Consider the following 22,391-nt stretch of genomic DNA (forward strand, 5'->3'; position numbering starts at 1 on the left):
TTATTCTTCAGTCAACGCAGAGCCAGCGCGATCGAGCAATGGTTTGAACAGGTAGTTGAGCAGTGACCGTTCGCCCGTGCGCACGAACATTTCCGCCGGCATACCGGGCTTGATCACCAGGCCATGGAGTTTTTCCATCGCCTGATCACTGACGCTGCTGCGCAACACGTAGTACGGCACGCCGGTTTTCTCGTCGACCATCTGGTCGGCGGAAATCAGGCTGACCTCACCCGGTACACGCGGGGTCTTGCTCTGGTTGAACGCGGTGAACAGGATATCGACCGGCAGATGCGTGCCGACCTTGTCGATCAGGTTGATCGGCAAGTGCCCCTCGACTTCCAGGGTGGTGCCTTGCGGGACGATCTCCAGCAGTGTTTCGCCCTGACGCACCACGGCGCCTTCGGTGTGCACGCCAAGGTTGACCGCCACGCCGTCGGCGGTGGCGAGGATCTCGCTGTGTTGCAGGTCGAAACCGGCCGAAGTCAGTTGCTCCGACAGGGTCACACTTTTGAGCTGCGCGTCGGCCAGTTGCGTGCGTACTTCCTTCTGGTACTCCTCGCCATGCTGTTGCAGCTTCAGGCGCGATTCGAGGATCCCCTGCTCCACCCGGCCGCTTTCACCGGTGTTTTCCGCCAGCTGCTGCTGCACTTGCGACAGCTGCCGCTGGTACTCCATCAAACGGTTGCGCGGGATGTAGCCGTTGTCCGCCAGTGGCTGCAGGTTGCTCAGTTGCTGTTGCAGCGAATCGGCTTGGGCGTTGAGGTCGGTGCGGGCGCGGCGCATGCCCGCCAGCTGCGCGGTGGCGCCTTCAATGCTGGCGCGCAGACCGGCCTGCTCGCGGTAGAACGCTTCGCGACGGCTGCTGAACAGTTGACGCTGGCCTTCAAGAACCAGCGCCAGACGCGGATCCGGGTCGTTACTCAGTTCGGCAGGAAAGGTGATCTCTTTGAGGTTGTCGCGCTCGGCCTGCCAGCGTGCGAGGCTGGCCCAGGCCATGCGGTACTGGGCTTGCAGCGACTGCACGTCGGCCGCGACCTGGGTCTGATCGAGGCGAAACAACGGTTGACCCTGCTTCACGATCTCGCCTTCGCGCACCAGAATCCGGCTGACCACGCCGCTGCTCATCGACTGCACAGCCTTGCGCTTGCCCGAGACCACCACGGTGCCTTGCACCGGAATCCCCTGATCCAGCGGCGCCAGTGCGGCCCAGGTGAAGAAACTGCCGGCGCCGACGATGGCCAGAATCCAGCCCATGCGGGCGAAGAATTTCGCATCGCGCTCCGGGCGCTCGGTGACGTACGCGTGTTCCATGGAGGCTTCGTTTTCAGTGTTCATGCTGGCGCTGCTCATACACCCGAATTCCTTGTCGAGGGCTGGTACTGCCGGCTCATGCTGAGCCCGCCCGGTGCCTGCGCGGATTTTTCCCGTTGTTGTTCCTGAGCGCCGGACAGCGCCTTGAGCACTTCCTGACTGGCGCCGAACGCCTGCAAGCGGCCATCGTTGAGCACCAGCAGCTTGTCCGCCTGAGCCAGTACCGAAGAGCGATGCGTCACCAGCACTACGGTGGTGCCCTTGGCCTTGAGCTGGGCGATGGCGCTGGCCAGCGCGGCTTCACCAACAGTGTCGAGGTTGGAGTTCGGCTCATCGAGCACCACCAGGCTCGGATCGCCATACATCGCACGGGCCAGGGCCACACGCTGCTTTTGACCGCCGGACAGGCCACTGCCGTCCTCGCCCAGTTGCGTGTCATAGCCTTGCGGCAGACGCAGAATCATCTCGTGGACGCCGGCCTGTTGCGCGGCGGCCACGACCTTCTCCGGGTTGGCTTCGCTGAAACGGGCAATGTTTTCGGCGATGCTGCCGCTGAACAGTTCGATGTCTTGTGGCAAGTAGCCGATGTACGGGCCGAGCTCGTCGCGGTTCCAGCGATGGATGTCGGCACTGTCCAGGCGCACCGTGCCGCCGAGGGTCGGCCACACGCCGACCAGCACTCGGGCCAGGGTCGACTTGCCGGAACCGGAAGCACCGAGCACGCCGAGCACTTCGCCAGCGCCCAGATTGAAATTGATCATCTGCAGGGTTGCCGCGCGCTGCCCGGGAGGGCCGGCACTGACTTGCTCGAAGGTGATCTGGCCTTTCGGCGCCGGCAGCGCCATGGCGTCATCACTCGGCGGGAACGCCTGCAGCAAAGAGTCCAGACGACGATAGGCCAGCTTCGCCCCGCTCCACTGTTTCCACACGGCGATCAACTGGTCGATCGGGCTCAGCACGCGGCCCATCAGGATCGAACCGGCGATCATCATCCCGGCGGTCATGTCGCCCTTGATCACCAGTAACGCACCGAGGCCCAGCACCAGCGATTGCAGGCACAGACGCAGGGTTTTACTGATCGAGCTGATCACCGCACCGGTGTCGCTGGCCTGATTCTGCAGGCCGAGGAAACGCGAGTGCACACCGAACCAGCGCTTGCGCAACGCGCCGAGCATGCCCATGGCCTGAATGGTTTCGGCGTTGTGCAGGTGGCTGGTCGCCAGTTGGCTGGACTTCTGCGAGTAACCGGCGGCTTCGCCCAGCGGTTTTTTGGTCATGTATTCGTTGAGGCAGGCCAGCGCAATCAGCAGCAGCGCGCCGGCCGTGGCGAGCACGCCCAGCCAGACGTTGAACAGGTAGATGACAAACAGATAGACCGGAAACCACGGCGCGTCGAAAAACGCGAACAGGGCCGGGCCGGTGACGAATTGGCGAATGTGGGTCAGGTCGCCCAGCGATTGCCCGGCGTTGCCCTCGCCCTTGAACAGGTTGCGTTCGAACGCCGCCTGATACACCCGCAGGTTGAAGCGGCGCTCCAGTTGGCTGCCGATGCGGATCACGATGAAGCTGCGCACCACTTCCAGCATGCCGATGAACGCGAAGAACCCGACGACCATCAACGACAGCATCGCCAGGGTGGTTTCGTTCTGCGAAGACAGTACGCGGTCGTAGACCTGCAGCATATAAATGGAGGGCACCAGCATCAGCACGTTAATCAGTGCGGTAAAGCACCCGACGCTGATCAGAATGCTTTTATAGTCGCCCAAAGCCTTGAACAAGGGAGCGGTGGCTGGGGCCTTCGCCATCTTCATTGTTTCTTCCTGAAATGATAGATCCCGCCAGACTTCGACGAGCGCTCAATTAATGTTCCGCCTACCTGCGAAAGATGTTTTGCAAGTACTCGCTTACCATTCAACAACAACTGCGACGATCACTTATAACGTTCAAACACTGCCATATATTCGAACTGGATTAGTTGAGCGTTTATTTCGTCGCGCGTACGAGTGTAACAATCAGGCCCGACTTCAAAGTGCTGGAATAGAGCCCGTCACGTTGTCGGCTGAAAAACACGATTCTTGAACCTTCCTTGCCGGTGATCGAAATTCCGTCGGGTTCCGGAAACCAGCCGGTAGGCGAATCTTCCAGCCATGCACCAAGGCATTCGGCGCCCTTGCCGACGGTCTGATTGGCTTGCAGTTCGAGGGCACAGGTGTTCGACGGTTTATCCTGCAGCTTTTGCGCTTCGGGCGCGTCATTTCCAGTGCTCAACGTCGCCTGCCATTGCCCGGCAAAAACCGAGGGGTCTTCAAGTCTGAGGCTGCTTGCCATGGTTGTTTCTCCAGAAATCATGATCAGCGCCGCCGAAAGCCACGCCATTGCCTTGTAGGTAAAAACTTTACAGATCATCAGAAAATTCGCTCCAGCACCTAGCCTTGCCCAGCCATCAACACGATGCAAGCAAAGAAAGCGGCGCATCAAGCGCCGCTTCCCGTTTCACATCACGCCACGATGTCGCTGGTCGCTGCCTGGCCCACGGTGCTGACCTGGAAGTCCGCCACGCCGTGCCCGGAGAAGTCCACCGACAACAGGCTGTTGCCGCCTGACGAGGTCAGGATCGCGTCGCCGGCCGAACCGGTGAAGCTGCTGACAAAGTGCAGGCCGGAACCGTTGGTGATGGCGCTCAGGTCGATTTTGTCCAGACCGCTGACGAAATCGAGGATCTGATCGATTGCACCCGGCTTGGAGTCGGAGCTGGAGGCGAACACGAAAGTGTCCGAACCCGAACCGCCCCACAGTTTGTCCGCACCACCGGCGCCGTAGATGATGTCGTTGCCGGCACCGCCCTTCAGCTCGTTGGACGCACTGTTACCGATCAGCAGGTCGTTGCCCGAACCACCAATGGCGTTCTCGATGGTCACGCCCTTGGCGATGGACACGTTACCGATCATGCCGCCAACGTCGGAGAACGAGGCTTCGTTGAGGTTGATCTTCTGGTTCTGGGTGAAACCCGAGAAGTCGAAGGTGTCCTTGCCGCCCGCGTCCCACACCGAGAACACCAGCTTGTCGCTCGACGACGAGGCGCTGAGGAAATCGCGACCGGCGTTGGAGTTGAAGCCGTAGGTGGTGTCACCGGTACGGGTAGTCAGGTTGGCGCCGTACAGCTTCTGGATCGCTGCAATGTCGTCCATCAGCGGGCCGGAAGCATAGGCTTCCACACCACCTTTGCTGAAGTTCTGGGCGGTGTTGCTTTCGCTCCAGTAACTCATGAGGCTGTAACCGCGGGTGTCTTGCCCGTAGGAAGCATCCTTGTAAGTCGGATTGCCTTCGCCGGCGTTGTAGTCGCCAGGGTGAGACAGGCCCAGGGTGTGGCCGATTTCGTGGGTCAGGGTTTGACGCCCGTAATTGTTCAGACCCGGGGTTTTGTTGACGTCGTAGCCACTGCCGGTCAGGTACCAGGACTGACCGTCATAGCCTGGCTCGGTGCCTGGCAGGAACGCAAACGCCGCTGCGCCTTCCTGGCCGCCGCTGTAGTTACCGAAGGTCATGTGACCGTCGCCACCACGGGCCGACTCGGTGAACGTCACGTTGGCGACATCCGCCCAGGATTGCATGGCGAGCACGGCCTGGGCTTTCTGCAGGGAGCTGAACTGACTGAAACCGGTGACGCCCAGGCCGCTGAAGTTAGCGGTTTTGGCGGTCAGAAAGGTGTAGGTCAGTTCGATCTTGCCACTGTTGTCCAGGTCGTGCCAGGAGGCACCGTCGCGCAACAGTTGAGTGGCGGCTTGATCCACCGAGAAGGACGGTTTGCCATTGACCGTGAGGTTGCCGCCACGATCGTATTGATGGCTGAAGCTATTGATCTGGTTCCAGGCAGAGCTGGTCGCAGCCAGAGATTGCGCTGCGCCGACAGGCACGAATGTGTCTGCGGTGATATCAATAGCGTTCGCTTTTACTTTCGACATAAACACACTTCCTTGTTTAGCAATGGAACAGTTTTTGTCAGATAGCGACGATCCCTGGCGAGATCGTCCTATCACTCGCCCAATGAAGGCGTAAGAAACCTGACACAATTTGAAATCTGTCGTCTAGCGTTTTTTTTAGATCAAAACCGACTGTTCCGTCAAATGCCCGTAAACAATGACTGCGGGGTCGAAAGATTGTTATGAGGTGTTTGTTCTCGCCTAATTGTCTGACGATTTTCTATTTAAATATTAAATATCGGTAAGTTGCTTTTTGATAGATACGTCTCACTTTGCTGCACTCTATTAGTGCGATGCCAGTGCAGTGATATCAATCCAAATCAGCGTTGCTAAAACACTTGTGGGAGCGGGCTTGCTCGCGAATGCTATTTATCTGCCAACCTGTTTGCTGACTGATCGAACGCATTCGCGAGCAAGCCCGCTCCCACAGGAGGGGTGATGTGGTTTAGCTACCGGTACGGATCTTGTTCCACACCCGCGTGCGGATCCGATCGATGTTCAGCGGCATTGCCTCCAGCGCAAACAGCTTGCCCATCATTTCCGGGCTCGGATAGACCTTGGTGTCACCCTTGATTGCCGGATCGATCAGGCTGTCGGCCTGTTGGTTGCCATTGGCGTAATGCACGTAATTGCTGATGCCGGCCATCACGTCCGGGCGCAGCAGGTAGTTCATGAACGCGTAACCGGCCTTCTCGTCCGGCGCATCGGCGGGCATGGCGACCATGTCGAACCAGATGGCGGCGCCTTCCTTGGGAATCGCGTAACCGATGTCGATGCCGTTCTTCGCTTCCTTGGCGCGGTTTTCCGCCTGCAGGATGTCACCGGAGAAACCGACCGCCACGCAGATATCGCCATTGGCCAGGTCGCTGGTGTACTTCGAGGAATGGAAGTAGCTGACATACGGCCGCACTTTCATCAGCAATGCTTCGGCTTTCTTGTAGTCCTCGGGGTTCTTGCTGTGGGGCGGCAAGCCCAGGTAATTGAGGGCTGCCGGCAGCAATTCCGGGCCGTTATCGAGGATCGCCACGCCGCACTTCTGCAGTTTTTCCATGTATTCGGGCTTGAAGATCAGATCCCAGGAATCCACTGGCGCGTTATCACCCAGCACCGCCTTGACCTTGGCGACGTTGTAGCCGATGCCGGTGCTGCCCCACAGATACGGAAAGCCGTGCTCGTTGTTCGGGTCGTTGACCTGCAAGGCCTTGAGCAACATCGGGTTGAGGTTCTTCCAGTTCGGCAACTGGCTCTTGTCGAGCTTCTTCAGCGCCCCGCCCTGGATCTGCCGCGCCATGAAATGGTTGGACGGGAACACCACGTCATAACCGGATTTGCCGGTCATCAACTTGCCGTCCAGGGTTTCGTTACTGTCATAGACGTCATAGGTGACGCCGATGCCGGTGTCCGTCTGGAAGTTTTTCGTGGTGTCCGGCGCGATGTAGTCCGACCAGTTGTAAATTTTCACCGTTTCGGCGGCATGACTAATGGAGGCGGCCAGCAGCAGCGGCGCCAGAGCGAGGGTTTTCTGGATCATGGGGTCGATTCCTGTAGTGGCTATTTTTGTTGGCAGGCAATCAAAGGATCAAACAATCAGAAAATAAGAACGTAGGACTTGCGCACGGTCTCCTGGATATCCCAGATGCCGAGCGTATTGGCCGGCAACATCAGTGCGTCGCCACCTTGTATGTGCAGGGTTTCGCCGTCGTCGTCCGGGGTGAACGTGCAACGGCCGGAGATGAAGTGGCAGAACTCCTGCGCGGTGATCTGCCGGCGCCAGCGCCCCGGGGTGCATTCCCAGACGCCGGTTTCAACGCCGTCATCGCGCTCGACGCTGGTGGTCGAGGCAATGGCGACCGGCTCGCCGAGTGGCACGGCGACCGGGTTGGATTCATCCAGTTGCAGGCTGGCGGTGTTCTTGAACTGCGTAATGCTCATGGTGAGACCTGTCTTGTGAAGAAAACGGCGGTTAGTGCATGAAACCTTCCATGAAGCCCGCGACCTGTCTGGCCAGCTTGCGCCGCCACGGGGCGCTGGCCGGGTTGGCCAGAGTCTGGTCTTCGTGGACGAAACTTTTGATGATCGCGTTGTAGCCAAGCCAGCGGCACGGCTCCGGCTCCCAGGCGCGTAGCGCATGAATTCCGCCGTCCGGCAGCACCCACGGCTGATGCACCAGTTCGGTATCGCGCTCAAGAATCAGATCGGCCAGGGTGCGGCCGCCGAGATTGCTGGCACCCACACCCTCCCCGCCATAACCGCCGGACAGCGCAATGCCATTGGCGCGATCGCAGAGCATGTGCGGCTTGAAATGCCGGGACATGCCGAGGTTGCCGCCCCAGGCGTGGGTGATCTGCACGTTTTTCAACTGCGGGAACAGTTCGCCGAACAGATAGCGGCGCAGCTCGACTTCATCACGGGTCAGATCGAAGTTGTGGCGCAGTTTGCCGGCGAACTGATAACCGCCGCGGGCGCCGAAGATCAGGCGGTTATCGGCGCTGCGCTGGCCATAAGTGACCTGACGGCTGAACTCACTGAAAGCCTGGCCACGGTTGAGGCCGATTTCATCCCAGGTCGCTGCCGACAACGGCTCGGTGGCAACAATCAGACTCTGCACCGGTAACTGATAGCGACCCAACGGTGGGAGCGTGACCGAATAACCTTCGACCGCCGGCACAATCCAGCGACTGCGCACACTGGCCCTGGCCGTGCGCAAACTGCCGGACTGCCAATGGGTGACTGGGCTGTTTTCATAGATCTTCACGCCCATGCTCTGCACGGTGCGCGCCAGACCGCGCACCAGTTTCGCCGGGTGAATGGTCGCCACGTGCGGCGCATATATGCCGCCGTAGGGTTTCGCCACACGAATCTGTTGCGCCAGTTGCTCGGGGTTCAGCCAGCGGTAATCGTTGTCGGTCAGGCCTTGGGCGTGCAGTTTGTCGAGGTATTCGCGCAGGCTGGCTTCCTGCTCCGGGTAACGGGCGGCGCAGTACAGCACCCCGCCTTTACGGTAATCGCAGTGGATGCCCTCACGTTCGAGGACAACTTCCACTTCATCCGGAATGCTGTGCAGCAGATCAAACGATGCGCGACGTTGTTCTGGAGAGAGACCGGCGAGCAGTCGATCCTCGCCCAGCAGGTTACCCATCAGCCAGCCGCCATTGCGCCCGGACGCGCCGAAACCGGCGGTTTGCGCCTCGACGATGGCGATATCGAGACCGGGAGCGAGTTTTTTCAGGTAGTACGCGGTCCACAACCCGGTATAACCGGCGCCGATGATCGCCACGTCGACATCCAGATCCTGTTCCAACGCCGGCCGCGCAATCAACGGCTCGTCGAGTTGATCCATCCACAAACTGATAGTGCGCCACGCCGGCATGCAAGACTCCGCCACTGAAAACCTTCGATGGCGTCGATCCTAGTGCGTGACTTCAATCACTGTCTTGCGCGCGTGCCCGCAAAGAAATTTGTTTGGCGTAGGCCTTCGGCGACTGACCGGTGTGTTGGCGGAAACAACTGTAGAACGCTGACAGCGAATTGAAACCGGCAGCAAACGCCAGCTCATCGATGCGCAGCGGCGGCGTGGCCTGATCCAGCGTCTTGAGCAAGTGCTGCAGGCGGGCCTGGTTGACGTAGCGGTAGAAGCTTTGGCCGAGCACCTGATTGAGCAGGTAGGAAATCTGATTGCGGCTGTAGCCGCACTCCTTCGCCACCCGTTGCAGATCCAGTTCCGGATCGAGATACGGTTGCTGGCGTTCGAAATATTGCTGCAGATCCTCGGCCATGAAACTGATCTGGCGCGGCGACAGCCCCAGACGACTCACCGCCGGACGCTGACTGGGTGCTACTGCGCCGTTGGTTTGCGTGCGGACCAGCGAGGCGTATTCGTTGACCCGCCAGATCAGCCCGTCCTTGACCGTGATCGCTTCGCTGGATCGGAACGACACCAGCCCGTCGCCACCGCGCAAAGTCACTTCGTATTGAATGAAAGCGGTGTTGCCATCCACGCGAATCCGGTCGCAATGCTCGAGCGCTTCGTCGGATTCTCGCGGCATGCTCACGCGCACGTACTCGCGCAATTCGTCGAGACCCAGGACCCGGTTCTGAAAGGAATCGTTGTATTGGACGTCAGGGTGATACAGCGTCATGACGCTGTCCAGATCGCGGTGCTTCCAGCTCAGGTGGTAGCGCATGACCGTGGCGGCCGTGGCCGGGGTCTGTTCGGGGCCGTCATCGTCGGCGTGCATAAAGGGCTCGGCGCAAAAGAACCGAGCTTGCCCAAGTTCGACAAAACGATCAACGAGCAAACCGTAGTGGCCATTTGGCGATGACTGATCCCGACGTGACTTACATCAAAAAACGCGCAGCAATCGCAAAATGAACTGAAAAATCTCACGGAAAATTCACATACGGGTGCTACTTTTAACGTCACTGACCGGTTGAGCCAATGAAGGCTCTTCCCACCTAACATGAGCAAAAGGAAGCGCTCGATGAAGAAGGCGGGCAACACATGAATAAAGGCTCCAGTAAAGTCACGTTTCCCAATGCGTGCCAACTGATGCGTTGGCACTTTCATCCCATGGGTTTTGAGGCAACGATGGATGCGCCGGGCAGCATGATTGCCCGTCTGTTTGATCGTGCCAGCGGTGAAACCATGATCGCCATCGCCGGTATTCCTTGTGCGACAGTGATGAACGCGGCCGATGTCGAGCGCATCATTGAGGCTGTGGAAGACGAACTGGAGGCTTTCATTCCTCCGGAATCTCTCAAGAGTTACGCATAAACTATTGTTTTATATAAAAAAGCCCGCCAATTCAGGCGGGCTTTTTTGTGCTCGCGTGCTACGCGTTTTGCGGCTGTTTCCGGTGATCGGCGAAGAACGCCTTGCCTTGGGTAACCCGATCGGACGCCCTTGGCATGTTCACCGCCTGGGTATCCTGCGGCTCGACGTACCAGTAGCAATGGCTGACCGCCCGGGTGATACCAACGTAGGCCAGCCGCAGAATCTCGTCCTTCTGCGCCGTGTCATAAGGCTCACTGTCGCCAGCCTTGCCCAAGCCGGCCATGCGATACACCTGGTTCTTGTAGGGCGAACTGGTCAGGTGCTGGCAGTCACCGAGCAGGAACACCGCATCAGCCTGCAGCCCCTTGGCGCTGTGGTAAGTCAGCTGTTTCAGCCGTCGCGCTTCGTAAGGCAAGCTCGAATCAACATTAACTACAGGCTGAATATGCTGCTCTATCAATAACTTATCGCTGCTTTTTCGATAGAGCATCAAGATCGAATCGCCACGATTGTAATGTTCAGCCAGGCGCTGTCCCAAGGCCTGATCATCGCGCTCCAGCACATTGACTGGCTGCAATGCCTTGGGAGCACCGCTGGCCTTGGCCTTCTTGCCGGGGATTGCCGGCGCGGCACGAACGATGTGCTCGGCAGCATCAATGATGTGCTGATGGCTGCGATAGTTGTCACTGAGCATCACCCGCGTGGTGCTCGGTGACGGGAATTCCTTGTTGAACTCCATGAAGTAACTGGGCGAACTGCCGCGCCAGCCGTAGATCGACTGCCAGTCATCGCCTACGCAAAGCAACGAAGAACGCTGCGCACCCCGCCCGACATGCATGGCAGGGCCGCGACTGCGGATTTCCGCGAGGCTGGCACGGATCCACGAGACGATCTGCGGCGATACGTCCTGAAATTCGTCGATCATCAGGTGCGACATCGGTCGCAGCAGCTCATCACTCAGCAGCTTCAGGTTCTCCGGCGAGTGCTCGCTGAACAGCGCAAACATTCGGTTGTAGGTCATCACCGGCGGCTTCTGATCGAGCAGATGATCTTCAAGGGCACGCCAGAACAGGCTCAGCGCCTCAAAGAAGAATCGGTCCGGGTCGTCTTTGGCAAAACTCATGCGGCCGACGGCATCCGGCACGTCCAGCCCAAGGTTTTCGATAAAGCCGGCCGCCGCAACAAAACAGTCCAGTAACGGCGCCGAAACCAGTTCACCTTTGACCTTGTAATCGAAGCCCGGACCGGCGCTCGCGTCGCCGGCCAATGTCGCCAACACCCGCTTCGATGCTTCGTAGCTATCCAACCAAATCAATGGCTTACGACAGAAAGCTTGAAACAGGGTGCGTTTCACGGCCCATTCAGCGCGCATGCTGAGCTTGGCATTGGGACGGCAGATTTGCGGGTTTTCCCGGGGATCGAAGCCGAGCACCACCCAGGCATCGAGGCTGGGAATGTAGCCGTGGCAGTGAAAGGTCGAACCGTTGATCTCGAACGTCTGCCGGCTGGGCTCAATGCCCTTGATCGGCCAGACTCCGGCGCGAAACCACAGGTCTTCGATGGCATCGCACAGTTCTTCGTCGCGTTTGGCTGCCAGTTCGGTCACCGCCATGCGCTTCTGCACGTCCGGGTGATCGCGCTCCAGTTCCTTGAGCTGCAAGGCAGCCTTGGCCAGTGGTTGAATCAACTGGCGAAAACGTTGGTCTTGATTGAACAGCTGGTGATAGCAGGCGTTGAGCTGCTGGCGCTGGGCATCATTGATCCGGAGATCGAACGGGTTGCTGTCGACCTCCTCGTCAGCGCCTTGCGGCCGCAGGCTAAGGTTTTCAAACGCCTGCAAGCGCTCGAACCCCGGCAGGCTGCGGACCATCGGCAAAATGCGTGAGTGAAAGGTGCGCACCAGTTCCCGCGCCTGTTGCAGGCTCAATGGCTGGCCCCAGAGCGCGAACATCTCGATAAGCTTATTGATGAAGTCCTTGCGCGACTCACGGGTGAAGGTCACCACGGTCATCGAATCCAGCTCAAACCCCAGATAATGCGTGAGCAACAGGATGCGCAGCACCAACGTGGTCGACTTGCCTGCCCCGGCCCCGGCGATCACCGAGGTCGAGGGAGTGTCACTGAAAATCATCTTCCATTGAGCGAGGCTTGGCTGGGCATGCGCGGGCAGCAGGCGCGCCACATCGGCTTTCATGCGCTTCTTCAGGTCGGCGCTGAGTGGCAGACGCCAGTCGTCGAACAGATGATTATCGACGCTCGGCGGACGATGCTCGGTGCTGCGACTGTCACGAATCAACAGCACCTGCCGGCCTTCTTCCAGGCCTTCGAGTTTCCCCTCCTTGAAGCCGTACTCCACGCCAGCGGTGTGTCCGCTGCGAAAACCGTCCGCCTGGCCGTGCAGCCACGACGCACGGTGTTGAGCGCGCAAGCGTGTCAGGCCATGGCCGAAGAAACGTGCGGCGAGACGCTTGAACCATGGCATCTCGGCCAATGGACGAAGTTCGGGAGGAAGATCGGGAGTGTGTTGCGCCACGCTGAGGGGCTCCAGTGTGTGAGGCTGTTGGGGGCTATGGTGGCTTTATTTGCTGATGAGTTCTAGCGAAATGCTTACAGCTCATTGGTTTAGGCGATGAACTGAAAGTTGGGTGAGATCGTTTCGAGCCGGTTTCCCATCAACAGATTCGATGAGAATGCCGCACTTTTTACGCTTTTTCTCGATGGTTGCCTCATGGATGATGCCCGTCATAACCGACGGTCTCGCTTCATGGCTTTGGCGTTACGCCCCATGACGAACCTTTTGAGGAGACGATCATGCTTGAACTCAGACCTTTCAATACACTGGGCGGCGCTCACCACGGCTGGTTGGATGCCCATCACCACTTTTCGTTCGCCGAATACTACGATCCGCAACGCATGAACTGGGGCAATCTGCGGGTGTGGAACGATGACGTGATCGCCGCCGGCACCGGATTCCCGCTGCACCCGCACCGCGACATGGAAATCATCACTTACGTGCGTGAAGGTGCGATTACTCACCAGGACAACCTTGGCAACAAGGGCCGTACTGAAGCAGGCGACGTGCAGGTCATGAGTGCCGGCACCGGCATCGCACACAGCGAGTACAACCTGGAAGACAAAGAGACCCGAATCTTTCAGATCTGGATTCTGCCGACGGAAACTGGCGCGCCGCCATCGTGGGGTGCCAAACCGTTCCCCAAAGGCCAGCGCGAAGGCTTCGTGACCCTCGCCAGCGGCAAGGACGGCGACGATCAGAGCCTGCGCATTCGCGGTGATGCGCGGTTGGTCGCGGCCAACCTCAAAGCCGGCGAAACAGCTGAATATCAGCTGGATGCCGGACGTCGAGCGTATCTGGTACCCGCCACCGGTCTGATTGAAGTCAATGGCTTGCGCGCACAAGCTCGAGACGGTGTTGCCGTCGAGCATGAGTCAATACTGACTGTGACGGCGCTCGAAGACAGCGAAATCGTGTTGGTGGATCTGGCTTGATCGCCTGATATGCAGGTAAAAAAAGGGGCGACCGTCATGGTCGCCCCTTTTTTGCAGCTTTTGTGGCGAGGGGATTCATCCCCTCACCACAGGAAGAACTCACCTCCCTGAAGATCACTTGGTGCTGATTGCGCCATCCACCAGCGTTTGCGCTTCAGCCACCAGTTGCTTGAGGTGGTCGTCGCCAATGAAGCTTTCGGCGTAGATCTTGTAGATGTCTTCGGTGCCCGAAGGACGTGCGGCGAACCAGCCGTTTTCGGTCATCACCTTCAGACCACCAATGGCCTGATCGTTGCCCGGCGCATGGCTGAGAATGCTCTGAATCTTCTCGCCTGCCAGCTCGGTCGACGTCACTTGCTCCGGCGACAGTTTGCTCAACAGCGCTTTCTGCTCAGGGTTGGCCTTGGCATCGACGCGTACCGAGAATGGTTCGCCGAGTTCATCGGTCAGGGCGCGATAGGCCTGGCTCGGATCACGGCCGGTACGGGCAGTCATTTCAGCCGCCAACAACGCCGGAATCAAACCGTCCTTGTCGGTGCTCCAGACGCCACCATCCTTGCGCAGGAACGAAGCGCCAGCACTCTCCTCGCCACCAAAACCCAGCGAACCATCGAACAGGCCATCGGCAAACCATTTGAAACCGACCGGCACTTCGTACAGACGACGTCCCAGACGCTTGGCCACACGATCGATCAGGCCACTGCTGACCACGGTTTTACCTACGGCGGCGTCGGCGCGCCATTGCGGACGGTTCTGGAACAGATAGTCGATGGACACCGCCAGATAGTTGTTCGGCGCCAGCAGACCACCCGACGGTGTGACGATACCGTGACGATCGTGATCCGGGTCGCAGGCGAACGCTACGTCGTAACGTTCCTTGAGACCGATCAAACCTTGCATGGCATGGCTGGACGACGGGTCCATGCGAATCTGTCCATCCCAGTCGACCGTCATGAAGCGGAAAGTCGGATCGACCTGCTTGTTCACCACATCCAGATCAAGACGGTAATGCTCGGCAATCGCCGACCAGTAGCGCACCCCTGCTCCGCCCAACGGGTCTACACCCAGACGCAGCTTGGCGTCACGGATGGCATCGAAGTCGATCACGTTGATCAAGTCGGCGACGTAAGTGTTCAGATAGTCATGACGGTGGGTGGTGCTGGCCTTGAGCGCCTGCTCGTAGCTGATGCGTTTGACGCCTGCCAGCTTGTTGGCCAGCAGTTCGTTGGCCTTGGCTTCGATCCACTTGGTGATGTGTGTATCGGCCGGGCCACCGTTGGTAGGGTTGTATTTGTAGCCCCCGCTTTGTGGCGGGTTGTGCGACGGCGTAATCACGATGCCATCGGCCAGGCCCGAGGTACGGCCACGGTTGTAGCAGAGAATTGCATGCGAAACTGCAGGTGTCGGCGTGTATTCGTCACCTTCGGCGATCATCACGGTCACGCCGTTGGCCGCCAACACTTCCAGCGCACTGGCCCCGGCCGGGGTCGACAGCGCATGGGTGTCGATACCGACGAACAACGGGCCGTCGATGCCCTGGGCTTCGCGATATAGGCAGATCGCCTGGCTGATTGCCAGAACGTGCCATTCATTGAAACTCAGGTCGAAGGAGCTACCGCGGTGCCCGGAAGTACCGAATGCAACACGCTGGGTGGCAATCGAAGCGTCCGGTTGGCCGGTGTAATAAGCCGTTACCAGTCGCGGGATGTCGACCAACAATTCTGCTGGTGCCGGTTTGCCCGCAAAAGGACTGATAGTCATGCAAAACCTCTGAAATAGAGTGGTTCAGGAAATACAGCGCAGTTTACTGACAGTTCGACCGCAGCGCGACGGGATCTATCCGACAGATTTCAACGTTCATTCCAGCGGCGCCAAGCGCAACGCCTCTCCCAACCTCTCGAGCGCTCCGCCCAAGCCGCTCTCACCGTGATCCAGCAGGTTCAGGCGCAGATGCCGACGGTGCAATCCCTGCAAGCTGAACAGTTCGCCCGGCGCAATCAACACCTGTTGCCTGAGCAGGCGCTGAAACACATCGCGCATGTCCACCGGCCGCCGTGCCCGCACCCAGACCGTCGCCCCACCTTGTGGCTCGACAACCTGCAGCGCTTCGCCCAGACGTTCGCGCAACAAGTCGATCATCGGCGTACGGCGTTCCTTTAGGCGCCGGCGAAGTACGTACAGATGCTGGTCGACCCGACCGTTCCCATACAGCCGGGCAATGGCCTTCTGGCGAACGGGCGACAACCGGAACGAGCGCATCAGAAAATGCCGCTGCATTTCGTGCTTCCATTGGCGCGACAACACGTACCCGTAAGGCGCTTCGATACCGATGAATTTCTCGAACGTGGAGAAGACCAGCAGTCGGTCAGGGTCCAGTTGATCACGCAGACGCTCGACGCCCGTTGCCTCGCCCAGTTCACCGTAGCAGTCGTTTTCCAGCACCCAGGTGCCGTGCTCGCCAAGCAGGCCGGCGATCGCGTTGCGGTTATCCGCTGGAACCTGTGTACCGCGCGGCATGCACAGGCCCGAGGACAGCAGAATCAGCCGCACGTCTTCGGTCTTGAGCAGTGTTTCCAGCCGCTGCAGCTCCAGCCCGCCACAGGCCTGCAACGGCAGTTCGATTACACGCACCTCAGCCGCCTGCAGCAACCGCAGTATCACCCAGTCACAGGGCGACTCGACCAGAATGGTTGTGTGCCTGAGCTGCAGAACAGCCACCAGGATCTCCAGCACCCCGCGCATATCCGCGCCGATGTAAACATCCTCGGCGTGCCAGCACTGCTTTGGCGAGGTGGTATAGCGGGCCGCCAGGACGGCGCGTAATTCCAGTTCACCACAAGGCTGGTCGAGCAACGGCGGCTGGCGGGGATACTGGCGCAGCAGCTCACGCTCCAACAACAGCAATGGACTGTCCAGTGATTGCAGCGAAACCGGATCATCAGCATTCAACAAACGCATACCCGGGTGCCGCGCGTTGACATAGAGCGTTTCGAGCAGATCATTGCTCATGGCAGGTGGCGTCCCCCCCGAAACCGCCCTGGCGTAATACCCGGACTTGGCCACCGAATAGATCCGCCCTTCCTTTTCGAGCAACGAGTAAGCGTATTGAATGGTCGAGATCGACACGTTCAAGCGATCTGCCAACTGACGCAGCGATGGCAGCCTTGAATTGCCATCGCAAGCCGACTCGGCCATCAAGCGCATCAGGTATCGATAGACTGCCTGGTAGGCGAAACCGGATTCCCGTGCAGCCTTCATGAGACGGACACCATAACCGTTGGTGCGCCCAAGTATCGCTCGCTCACTTCATCGTTCCACTGACCGGTCACCCACGCCGGAGCCATCGAGGCCTGCCGCGTCGAATGCGGTCTCCAGTGTTTGCCGGGCCGCACCGTGCGCAGGCAAGGGTTCCATGGCGTAGAGGTGGCCGATGAGCCGAACCGGTAAACCGCTGACGTCCATCATCCACTGCATTACCTGCTCCGGGCCGTGCAGCCCCTGCATGGCCCGATGCAAATCAGGCAGCGCCACCAACATGCCGGGATGACAGCTGCGCAGGAACCGCTCGAGCCCGGCTCCACGCTCGATGAACGGCGTGAACAGCAGGCAGACCCATTGTGCTTCGTTCAGACCGTAAGTCTGGTGCAGCCAGCTCGCCGCTGCTTCGCGCAGTTCTTCCGTGGTCTGCCATTGCCCCAGTCTTGCGATCATCTGCTCGCAGACCGGTTCCGGCACCCGCTGCAGCTGCATGTTCGCCAGCATGCGCTGGACATGTTCCGAGAACCCCGCTTCATAGCTGCGATCGCTGATGAACTCAGCTTCCAGGCCGCGTAAATGGGCCTCGATCAAAGGGTCGGCGTATTCGCCCTCGCCTTGGTGAAACATCCATTCCTCTGCCTCGAACCCCAGAAACTCGCTCAGTAGCGGCCAGCGTTCTTCAAGATTGCCGACCGCCATGTCATGAATGTCGACAAATGTCGTGCGACGACATGACTCGAAGCCACCCTCGGGACGCCAGCATTGCCGCTCCGATTCGGAGTAAAAACCGCGATACAAATCCCCTCCCAATCCGTCCAGCAAAGCGAACAGCTCATCGAACGTCCCGGAATTCGGCGTCAGCGCCCCGATACCGGCCTTCTGCACGGCCCGGTCCAGGTCTTCGACAAACTGCTTCTGACGACGCGGCGATTCGCTGGCCAGCCAGGCATCCACGCCGTTACTCCAGCGAGCAATCTGGCCGTAAAATTCGGCCCAGGCCAGGCAGGCGTCGTCCCGCCACTCAAGCTTCTCGCCCCTGGCACGTCGATGCCCCATCATCAGCAGATTGGTGCGATGGGCGTTCGCGCTGTCCATTCCGAGTGGCGCCAGATGGTTGAACGGCAACACTTGTCGATGTTCCACCATGAGCAACTCGACACGGGGGTCGTCATACAGAAACAAGGCAGCGAAGCTGCGGTGCATGTTGTTCAGCGCCGCCGTCCCCGATTCGCTGCGGCGCAAGGTGGCCACACGTAACTGGAACGTGGCGGGGGCGCGGCCGGCAATACTCAACTGGGCGGCGCGCAGCAGCGCCAGCATGTAGCAACTGTCACGGGTACCGGATGGCGTCACCATGACCTTGTATTCACCCATGCGCTCCATTCCGCCGGCGGCGACCACCAGACGCTGGATCAGCAACTGCAGCGCTGTGCGCTCGGCTCTGGAAAAGAAACTCAGCAGGCGTTGCAATACTTGCTGGTAGACATAGTTCATTGCCTGATCATGGATCGTGCTCATCAGTACTTTACCCGGCATAAAAAATTCATATCGCGCATCAGCGATGACGCTGGCGCAATAAATTCATCAATAAGTAATAGACGATCAAATACTAACACTTATGATTTTGAAGTTATTTGAAACACTTGACGCAAGGAAGTCAGCAATCCCACCGCCTCAGACATCGTAAACCACTGTCAGCATTGAGTTTTTTCTGATCGTGAAATATCTGAGGAAACTTCTTACAGCGTCCCACGAACATTGAGTACAACAAAAGCAGAACAACAATAGGAAATGCCCTACAGTCATTAAACAAAAACCGCTATATCGCCCACGAGGGGAAACGTTAAACGCGAAATGAAAAACAGAATGCACAGACATGGCTCATTCCTTGAGATGAAAGTAATCATTCAATTATCAGGGCTTATATGGCGAATAGAAGATACAGATGGCAGACAAAAACCGGTTCAGATGCACAACCGGCCACGCACCATGCTTGGTCTGTCTGATTATTTGCGAGAGGTAAAAACGCAAGAGTCCGTGGGGCCACGGACTCTGTTCGGAAGGAGTTACGCGGGTTCGACCTGCAGGGCGACCCGTTCGCGGCATGGGCATTCGTCCATGTAGCGATGTGCTTCGACGAACTCGTTGAACGGGAAGACCCGGGTCTTGAGTGGCAGCAGCACACGGTCCGCCGTCAGCTGATTGATATCACGCAGGGCACGTTGCAAGGCGACTTGATCCTGAACAATGCCCAACTCGGGTTTACCGGTGAAATTACCGATGCAGTGCACAAAGAACTGGATGTTTTTCTGGAACGCCGCACAGGCCGGAAATGGTGTCTGGTTGCCACCCTGAAGACCATACAGGACCAGGCTGCCACGCGGTGCGAGGACATCGCCGAGCAACGACATCTGCGGGCCGCCAAGACCGTCGAACACCACATCGACGCCACGGTTGTCGGTGATCTTGTTGATTCGCATCAACAAGTCTTCTTCCTCGGTGACGATGACTTTCTCGGCACCCAGCGACAGCAGGTACTCACGCTCATCAGCGGTTTTCGTCGCGGCAATCACCCGCACGCCCATGGCCTTGCCCAACTGGACAAAGGACGGACCGGCGCAATGGCTGGCATCAGTGACCAAGGCAAACTGCCCTGGTTTGACCCGCGCCAGATCCGCATAGGCGAAGTAGGCGATCAACAACGGCGTGTAATGCACGCTGGCCTCAACCGGGCTGAGCACATCCGGATAACGGGTCAGCGCGGTACGTGGCAGCACGATCTGCTCGCCATACACCGGGTAATCGTTCGGGCTTTCGGCCGGGAAACTGGCCACCTTGTCGCCGACCGACAGATCGTCCACACCGTCACCGACGGCGGTGACCACACCGGCCATTTCATGGCCGAGACCGGACGGCAGGCGTGCCTGGGACGAGGCCAGGTTCTGACGCCAGAGAATGTCGTACCAGCTGATGCCGATTGCCTCGACACGCACCTGCACTTCGCCAGGACCTGGCTGAGCGGCCGCATGCTCTTCGCATTTGAGCACCTCGGCCGGACCAAACTTGTGAAAACGGATCGTGCGGGACATCGCAAACCTCGTCAAAGTAACCTCTAATGCCCTGAACTCTATCTGGGCTTTTGACCCAAGACTATCAGTGGCTATTAATAGTCGACATGCCTGTCATTGATTCCGCAGTATGAACGGCATTGGCAAAATTGATGAAAAAATGCCGCCACCGGCCCGGTAAAGCTGAATTTAGCGGTGCAGAGTACCAGCCTTTCCCCGTAATATTCATGCCGGCCATTGTTCTCATATGGTCGCTCTCGTCAAGCTTGATGACTCTGCCAGGACTCCAGATGAATCGTAATGACCTGCGTCGTGTCGACCTGAACCTGTTGATCGTATTCGAAACATTGATGCACGAACGCAGCGTGACCCGCGCCGCCGAGAAGCTGTTTCTAGGCCAGCCGGCGATCAGTGCGGCGCTCTCGCGCCTGCGCAGCCTGTTCGATGACCCGTTGTTCGTGCGCACCGGACGCAGCATGGAACCGTCCGCCCGCGCGGTGGAAATCTTCGCCCTGCTCTCCCCGGCGCTCGACTCGATTTCAACGGCTGTCAGCCGCGCGGCGGAATTCGACCCCGCCACCAGCACTTCGGTATTTCGCATCGGCCTGTCCGACGACGTCGAATTCGCCCTGCTGCCGATGCTGCTCAAACGCCTGCGCGCCGAAGCACCGGGCATCGTCCTCGTCGTGCGCCGAGTCAACTACATATTGATGCCGGGCCTGCTGGCCTCTGGCGAAATCTCCATCGGCGTCAGCTACACCACCGACCTGCCGGCCAACGCCAAGCGCAAGGTGCTGCGCCGCAGCCAGCCGAAACTGCTGCGCGCCGACACCGTGCCGGGGCCGCTAAGCCTGGATGATTACTGCGCACGCCCGCACGCTCTCGTGTCGTTCGCCGGCGACCTCAGTGGCTTTATTGATGAAGAGCTGGAGAAACTCGGGCGTAAGCGCCACGTGGTGCTGGCCGTGCCGCAGTTCAATGGGTTGAGTACGTTGCTTGCCGGTACCGACATCGTCGCGACGGTGCCGGATTACACGGCGGATGCGCTGACGGCTGCCGGCGGTGTGCGGGCGGAGGATCCACCGTTGCCAACGCGTACGTTTGAGCTACATATGGCTTGGCGTGGATCGCAGGATAACGATCCGGGGGAGCGTTGGTTGCGGTCGCGGATTCAGATGTTCTTTGGCGATCCGGACAGTCTCGAGCTGCCTGCGCATTAACCAGGCAGCCAGCGACTCAAGCCCCAGCCCGGCTGCTGCGATAAATCGACAGGCAGTAAAACGCCAGCGCCGAAGCCGCCAGCATTCCGCCCACCACCCCGATGTAAGCAAAACCAAACTGGCTGCCCACCCAACTGCCCACCAGTGCCCCGCCGCCGATACCGATGTTGTAGATGCCTGAAAACAGCGCCATCGCCACATCGGTGGCGTCCGGCGCCAGTACCAGGACTTTGGACTGTAACGCCAGCCCGAAGCCCATGATCGCCATACCCCAGAACACACTCAGCACGCCGAGGTAGGAGACGTTGCCGCTCAACGGCAACAGCAAAGCCAGGCACAAGGCGAGCACCGATACGCAGATGATCAGAAAGCGCTGGGGGTTATAGCTGTGCAGGTAGCTGAACAGCAGCGAGCCGAAGATACCGGCACCGCCGAATAGCAACAGCAGCAGCGTCACCACGTCGCCGCTCATGTTGGCCACGGTCAGTACGAACGGTTCGATGTAGCTGTAAGCGGTGAACTGTGCCGTCACCACCAGAGCCGTCAGAACATAGACGGCCACCAGCGCAGGTCGCTTCAGCAATATCGGCAGGCTCTTGAGCGAGCCCGAGTTCTGGCTGGGCAACAACGGCAGCACCTTCGCCAGACAGAACACCAGCGCCGCGGCAAAGCCTGCAATCACGATGAACGTGGTGCGCCAGCCCATGGCCTCGCCCAGCAAGCGGCCGAGGGGAATCCCCAGCACCATCGCCAGCGAAGTACCGGTTGCCAGCAAGCCCAAGGCCTGAACCTGTTTGCCCGGCGGTGCCAGGCGCACGGCCAGAGACGCGGTGATCGACCAGAACAACGCATGCGACAACGCCACACCGATCCGGCTCACCAGCAGTACACCGAAGCTGGTCGCCAGACTCGACAGAATGTGACTGGCGATAAACATCCCGAACAGCACAATCAGCAATTTCCGCCGCTCGACGTTGCGCGTCAGCAGCATGATCGGCAGCGACGTCAAAGACACCACCCACGCATAGATGGTCAACATGAGGCCGACTTGCGCGGTCGACATGTCGAAGCTGCTGCCAATCGAACTCAACAGACCGACCGGGACGAACTCGGTGGTGTTGAACACGAACGCAGCCAGTGCCAAGGCAATGACTGCGTACCAGTTGCCGTTGTTTGTCGCCGTAGAATCACTCATTTAAACGTCGTATTACTCTTTGATGATCGCGCGTAATTGTACGCAAGCGATCTGTGCCCATCTGTCGGTGTCTTGATA

General features: G+C 59.0%; 17 protein-coding genes. 3 read left to right on the forward strand and 14 right to left on the reverse strand.

Going from position 1 to position 22,391, the window contains the following annotated elements; all coding sequences use genetic code 11:
• From ACOYXG_RS13655 to ACOYXG_RS13690, 8 genes are all read right to left on the reverse strand, one after another.
• Entirely contained in the window at positions 1–1,350 is a 1,350-nt protein-coding gene (locus ACOYXG_RS13655) for an HlyD family type I secretion periplasmic adaptor subunit (RefSeq protein WP_003225006.1), read from the reverse strand.
• Positions 1,347–3,122 (reverse strand): type I secretion system permease/ATPase, encoded by a 1,776-nt coding sequence (locus tag ACOYXG_RS13660; protein ID WP_333989703.1) that lies wholly within the window; start codon positions 3,120–3,122, stop codon positions 1,347–1,349. Before ACOYXG_RS13660 ends, ACOYXG_RS13655 begins: the two co-directional genes overlap by 4 nt.
• Positions 3,123–3,294: 172 nt before the next feature.
• Positions 3,295–3,717, reverse strand: a complete 423-nt coding sequence (locus ACOYXG_RS13665) for an AprI/Inh family metalloprotease inhibitor (protein ID WP_460358455.1) — start codon at positions 3,715–3,717, stop codon at positions 3,295–3,297.
• Between the two features lie 92 nt (positions 3,718–3,809).
• Positions 3,810–5,273, reverse strand: a complete 1,464-nt coding sequence (locus tag ACOYXG_RS13670) for a serralysin family metalloprotease (protein ID WP_247267436.1) — start codon at positions 5,271–5,273, stop codon at positions 3,810–3,812.
• Positions 5,274–5,736: 463 nt separating this feature from the next.
• Entirely contained in the window at positions 5,737–6,822 is a 1,086-nt protein-coding gene (locus tag ACOYXG_RS13675; protein WP_103367035.1) for a polyamine ABC transporter substrate-binding protein, read from the reverse strand.
• Between the two features lie 56 nt (positions 6,823–6,878).
• Complete coding sequence (locus ACOYXG_RS13680) at positions 6,879–7,223, reverse strand: cupin domain-containing protein (protein ID WP_460352260.1); 345 nt, start codon at positions 7,221–7,223, stop codon at positions 6,879–6,881.
• Positions 7,224–7,254: 31 nt separating this feature from the next.
• Positions 7,255–8,661 (reverse strand): NAD(P)/FAD-dependent oxidoreductase, encoded by a 1,407-nt coding sequence (locus ACOYXG_RS13685; protein WP_460352262.1) that lies wholly within the window; start codon positions 8,659–8,661, stop codon positions 7,255–7,257.
• A gap of 52 nt (positions 8,662–8,713) precedes the next feature.
• A complete protein-coding gene (locus ACOYXG_RS13690) occupies positions 8,714–9,529 on the reverse strand; it encodes a helix-turn-helix domain-containing protein (RefSeq protein WP_460352264.1) in 816 nt (271 codons plus the stop codon).
• Between the two features lie 263 nt (positions 9,530–9,792).
• On the opposite strand from ACOYXG_RS13690, the gene ACOYXG_RS13695 reads away from it, so the two are divergent.
• Entirely contained in the window at positions 9,793–10,065 is a 273-nt protein-coding gene (locus tag ACOYXG_RS13695) for a DUF1652 domain-containing protein (RefSeq protein ID WP_025109621.1), read from the forward strand.
• Positions 10,066–10,123: 58 nt separating this feature from the next.
• Here the strand turns inward: ACOYXG_RS13695 and ACOYXG_RS13700 are convergent, their stop codons facing one another.
• Positions 10,124–12,598, reverse strand: a complete 2,475-nt coding sequence (locus tag ACOYXG_RS13700; protein WP_460352266.1) for a UvrD-helicase domain-containing protein — start codon at positions 12,596–12,598, stop codon at positions 10,124–10,126.
• Positions 12,599–12,876: 278 nt separating this feature from the next.
• Here ACOYXG_RS13700 and ACOYXG_RS13705 point away from each other — a divergent pair, with 278 nt between their 5' ends.
• Entirely contained in the window at positions 12,877–13,572 is a 696-nt protein-coding gene (locus ACOYXG_RS13705) for a pirin family protein (protein ID WP_027612774.1), read from the forward strand.
• Positions 13,573–13,686: 114 nt separating this feature from the next.
• On the opposite strand, the gene pgm is transcribed toward ACOYXG_RS13705, so the two are convergent.
• From pgm to ACOYXG_RS13725, 4 genes are all read right to left on the reverse strand, one after another.
• Positions 13,687–15,333, reverse strand: a complete 1,647-nt coding sequence (gene pgm, locus ACOYXG_RS13710; protein ID WP_096796764.1) for a phosphoglucomutase (alpha-D-glucose-1,6-bisphosphate-dependent) — start codon at positions 15,331–15,333, stop codon at positions 13,687–13,689.
• Positions 15,334–15,429: 96 nt separating this feature from the next.
• Positions 15,430–16,830: an aminotransferase-like domain-containing protein gene (locus ACOYXG_RS13715; protein WP_460352269.1), complete on the reverse strand. Its 1,401-nt coding sequence runs from the start codon at positions 16,828–16,830 to the stop codon at positions 15,430–15,432.
• 48 nt (positions 16,831–16,878) lie between these two features.
• Entirely contained in the window at positions 16,879–18,348 is a 1,470-nt protein-coding gene (locus ACOYXG_RS13720) for a hypothetical protein (protein ID WP_460352271.1), read from the reverse strand.
• Positions 18,349–18,896: 548 nt separating this feature from the next.
• Entirely contained in the window at positions 18,897–19,919 is a 1,023-nt protein-coding gene (locus ACOYXG_RS13725; RefSeq protein WP_027612770.1) for a zinc-dependent alcohol dehydrogenase family protein, read from the reverse strand.
• Between the two features lie 269 nt (positions 19,920–20,188).
• Here ACOYXG_RS13725 and ACOYXG_RS13730 point away from each other — a divergent pair, with 269 nt between their 5' ends.
• On the forward strand, positions 20,189–21,118 hold the full coding sequence (locus ACOYXG_RS13730) for a LysR family transcriptional regulator (RefSeq protein WP_007963542.1): 930 nt from the start codon (positions 20,189–20,191) through the stop codon (positions 21,116–21,118).
• Between the two features lie 16 nt (positions 21,119–21,134).
• On the opposite strand, the gene ACOYXG_RS13735 is transcribed toward ACOYXG_RS13730, so the two are convergent.
• On the reverse strand, positions 21,135–22,313 hold the full coding sequence (locus tag ACOYXG_RS13735; protein ID WP_460352274.1) for a sugar transporter: 1,179 nt from the start codon (positions 22,311–22,313) through the stop codon (positions 21,135–21,137).
• Positions 22,314–22,391: the final 78 nt, after the last annotated feature.

This window comes from Pseudomonas sp. G3-39, from assembly GCF_054790485.1.

Coding starts and splice junctions, on each gene's coding strand:
- pgm (WP_096796764.1), bottom strand. CDS start 15,333: ATGACTATCAGTCCTTTTGCGGGCAAACCGGCACCAGCAGAATTGTTG.
- ACOYXG_RS13655 (WP_003225006.1), bottom strand. CDS start 1,350: ATGAGCAGCGCCAGCATGAACACTGAAAACGAAGCCTCCATGGAACAC.
- ACOYXG_RS13720 (WP_460352271.1), bottom strand. CDS start 18,348: ATGAGCACGATCCATGATCAGGCAATGAACTATGTCTACCAGCAAGTA.
- ACOYXG_RS13715 (WP_460352269.1), bottom strand. CDS start 16,830: ATGAAGGCTGCACGGGAATCCGGTTTCGCCTACCAGGCAGTCTATCGA.
- ACOYXG_RS13665 (WP_460358455.1), bottom strand. CDS start 3,717: ATGATCTGTAAAGTTTTTACCTACAAGGCAATGGCGTGGCTTTCGGCG.
- ACOYXG_RS13670 (WP_247267436.1), bottom strand. CDS start 5,273: ATGTCGAAAGTAAAAGCGAACGCTATTGATATCACCGCAGACACATTC.
- ACOYXG_RS13735 (WP_460352274.1), bottom strand. CDS start 22,313: ATGAGTGATTCTACGGCGACAAACAACGGCAACTGGTACGCAGTCATT.
- ACOYXG_RS13660 (WP_333989703.1), bottom strand. CDS start 3,122: ATGAAGATGGCGAAGGCCCCAGCCACCGCTCCCTTGTTCAAGGCTTTG.
- ACOYXG_RS13685 (WP_460352262.1), bottom strand. CDS start 8,661: ATGCCGGCGTGGCGCACTATCAGTTTGTGGATGGATCAACTCGACGAG.
- ACOYXG_RS13690 (WP_460352264.1), bottom strand. CDS start 9,529: ATGCACGCCGACGATGACGGCCCCGAACAGACCCCGGCCACGGCCGCC.
- ACOYXG_RS13725 (WP_027612770.1), bottom strand. CDS start 19,919: ATGTCCCGCACGATCCGTTTTCACAAGTTTGGTCCGGCCGAGGTGCTC.
- ACOYXG_RS13705 (WP_027612774.1), top strand. CDS start 12,877: ATGCTTGAACTCAGACCTTTCAATACACTGGGCGGCGCTCACCACGGC.
- ACOYXG_RS13680 (WP_460352260.1), bottom strand. CDS start 7,223: ATGAGCATTACGCAGTTCAAGAACACCGCCAGCCTGCAACTGGATGAA.
- ACOYXG_RS13675 (WP_103367035.1), bottom strand. CDS start 6,822: ATGATCCAGAAAACCCTCGCTCTGGCGCCGCTGCTGCTGGCCGCCTCC.
- ACOYXG_RS13695 (WP_025109621.1), top strand. CDS start 9,793: ATGAATAAAGGCTCCAGTAAAGTCACGTTTCCCAATGCGTGCCAACTG.
- ACOYXG_RS13730 (WP_007963542.1), top strand. CDS start 20,189: ATGAATCGTAATGACCTGCGTCGTGTCGACCTGAACCTGTTGATCGTA.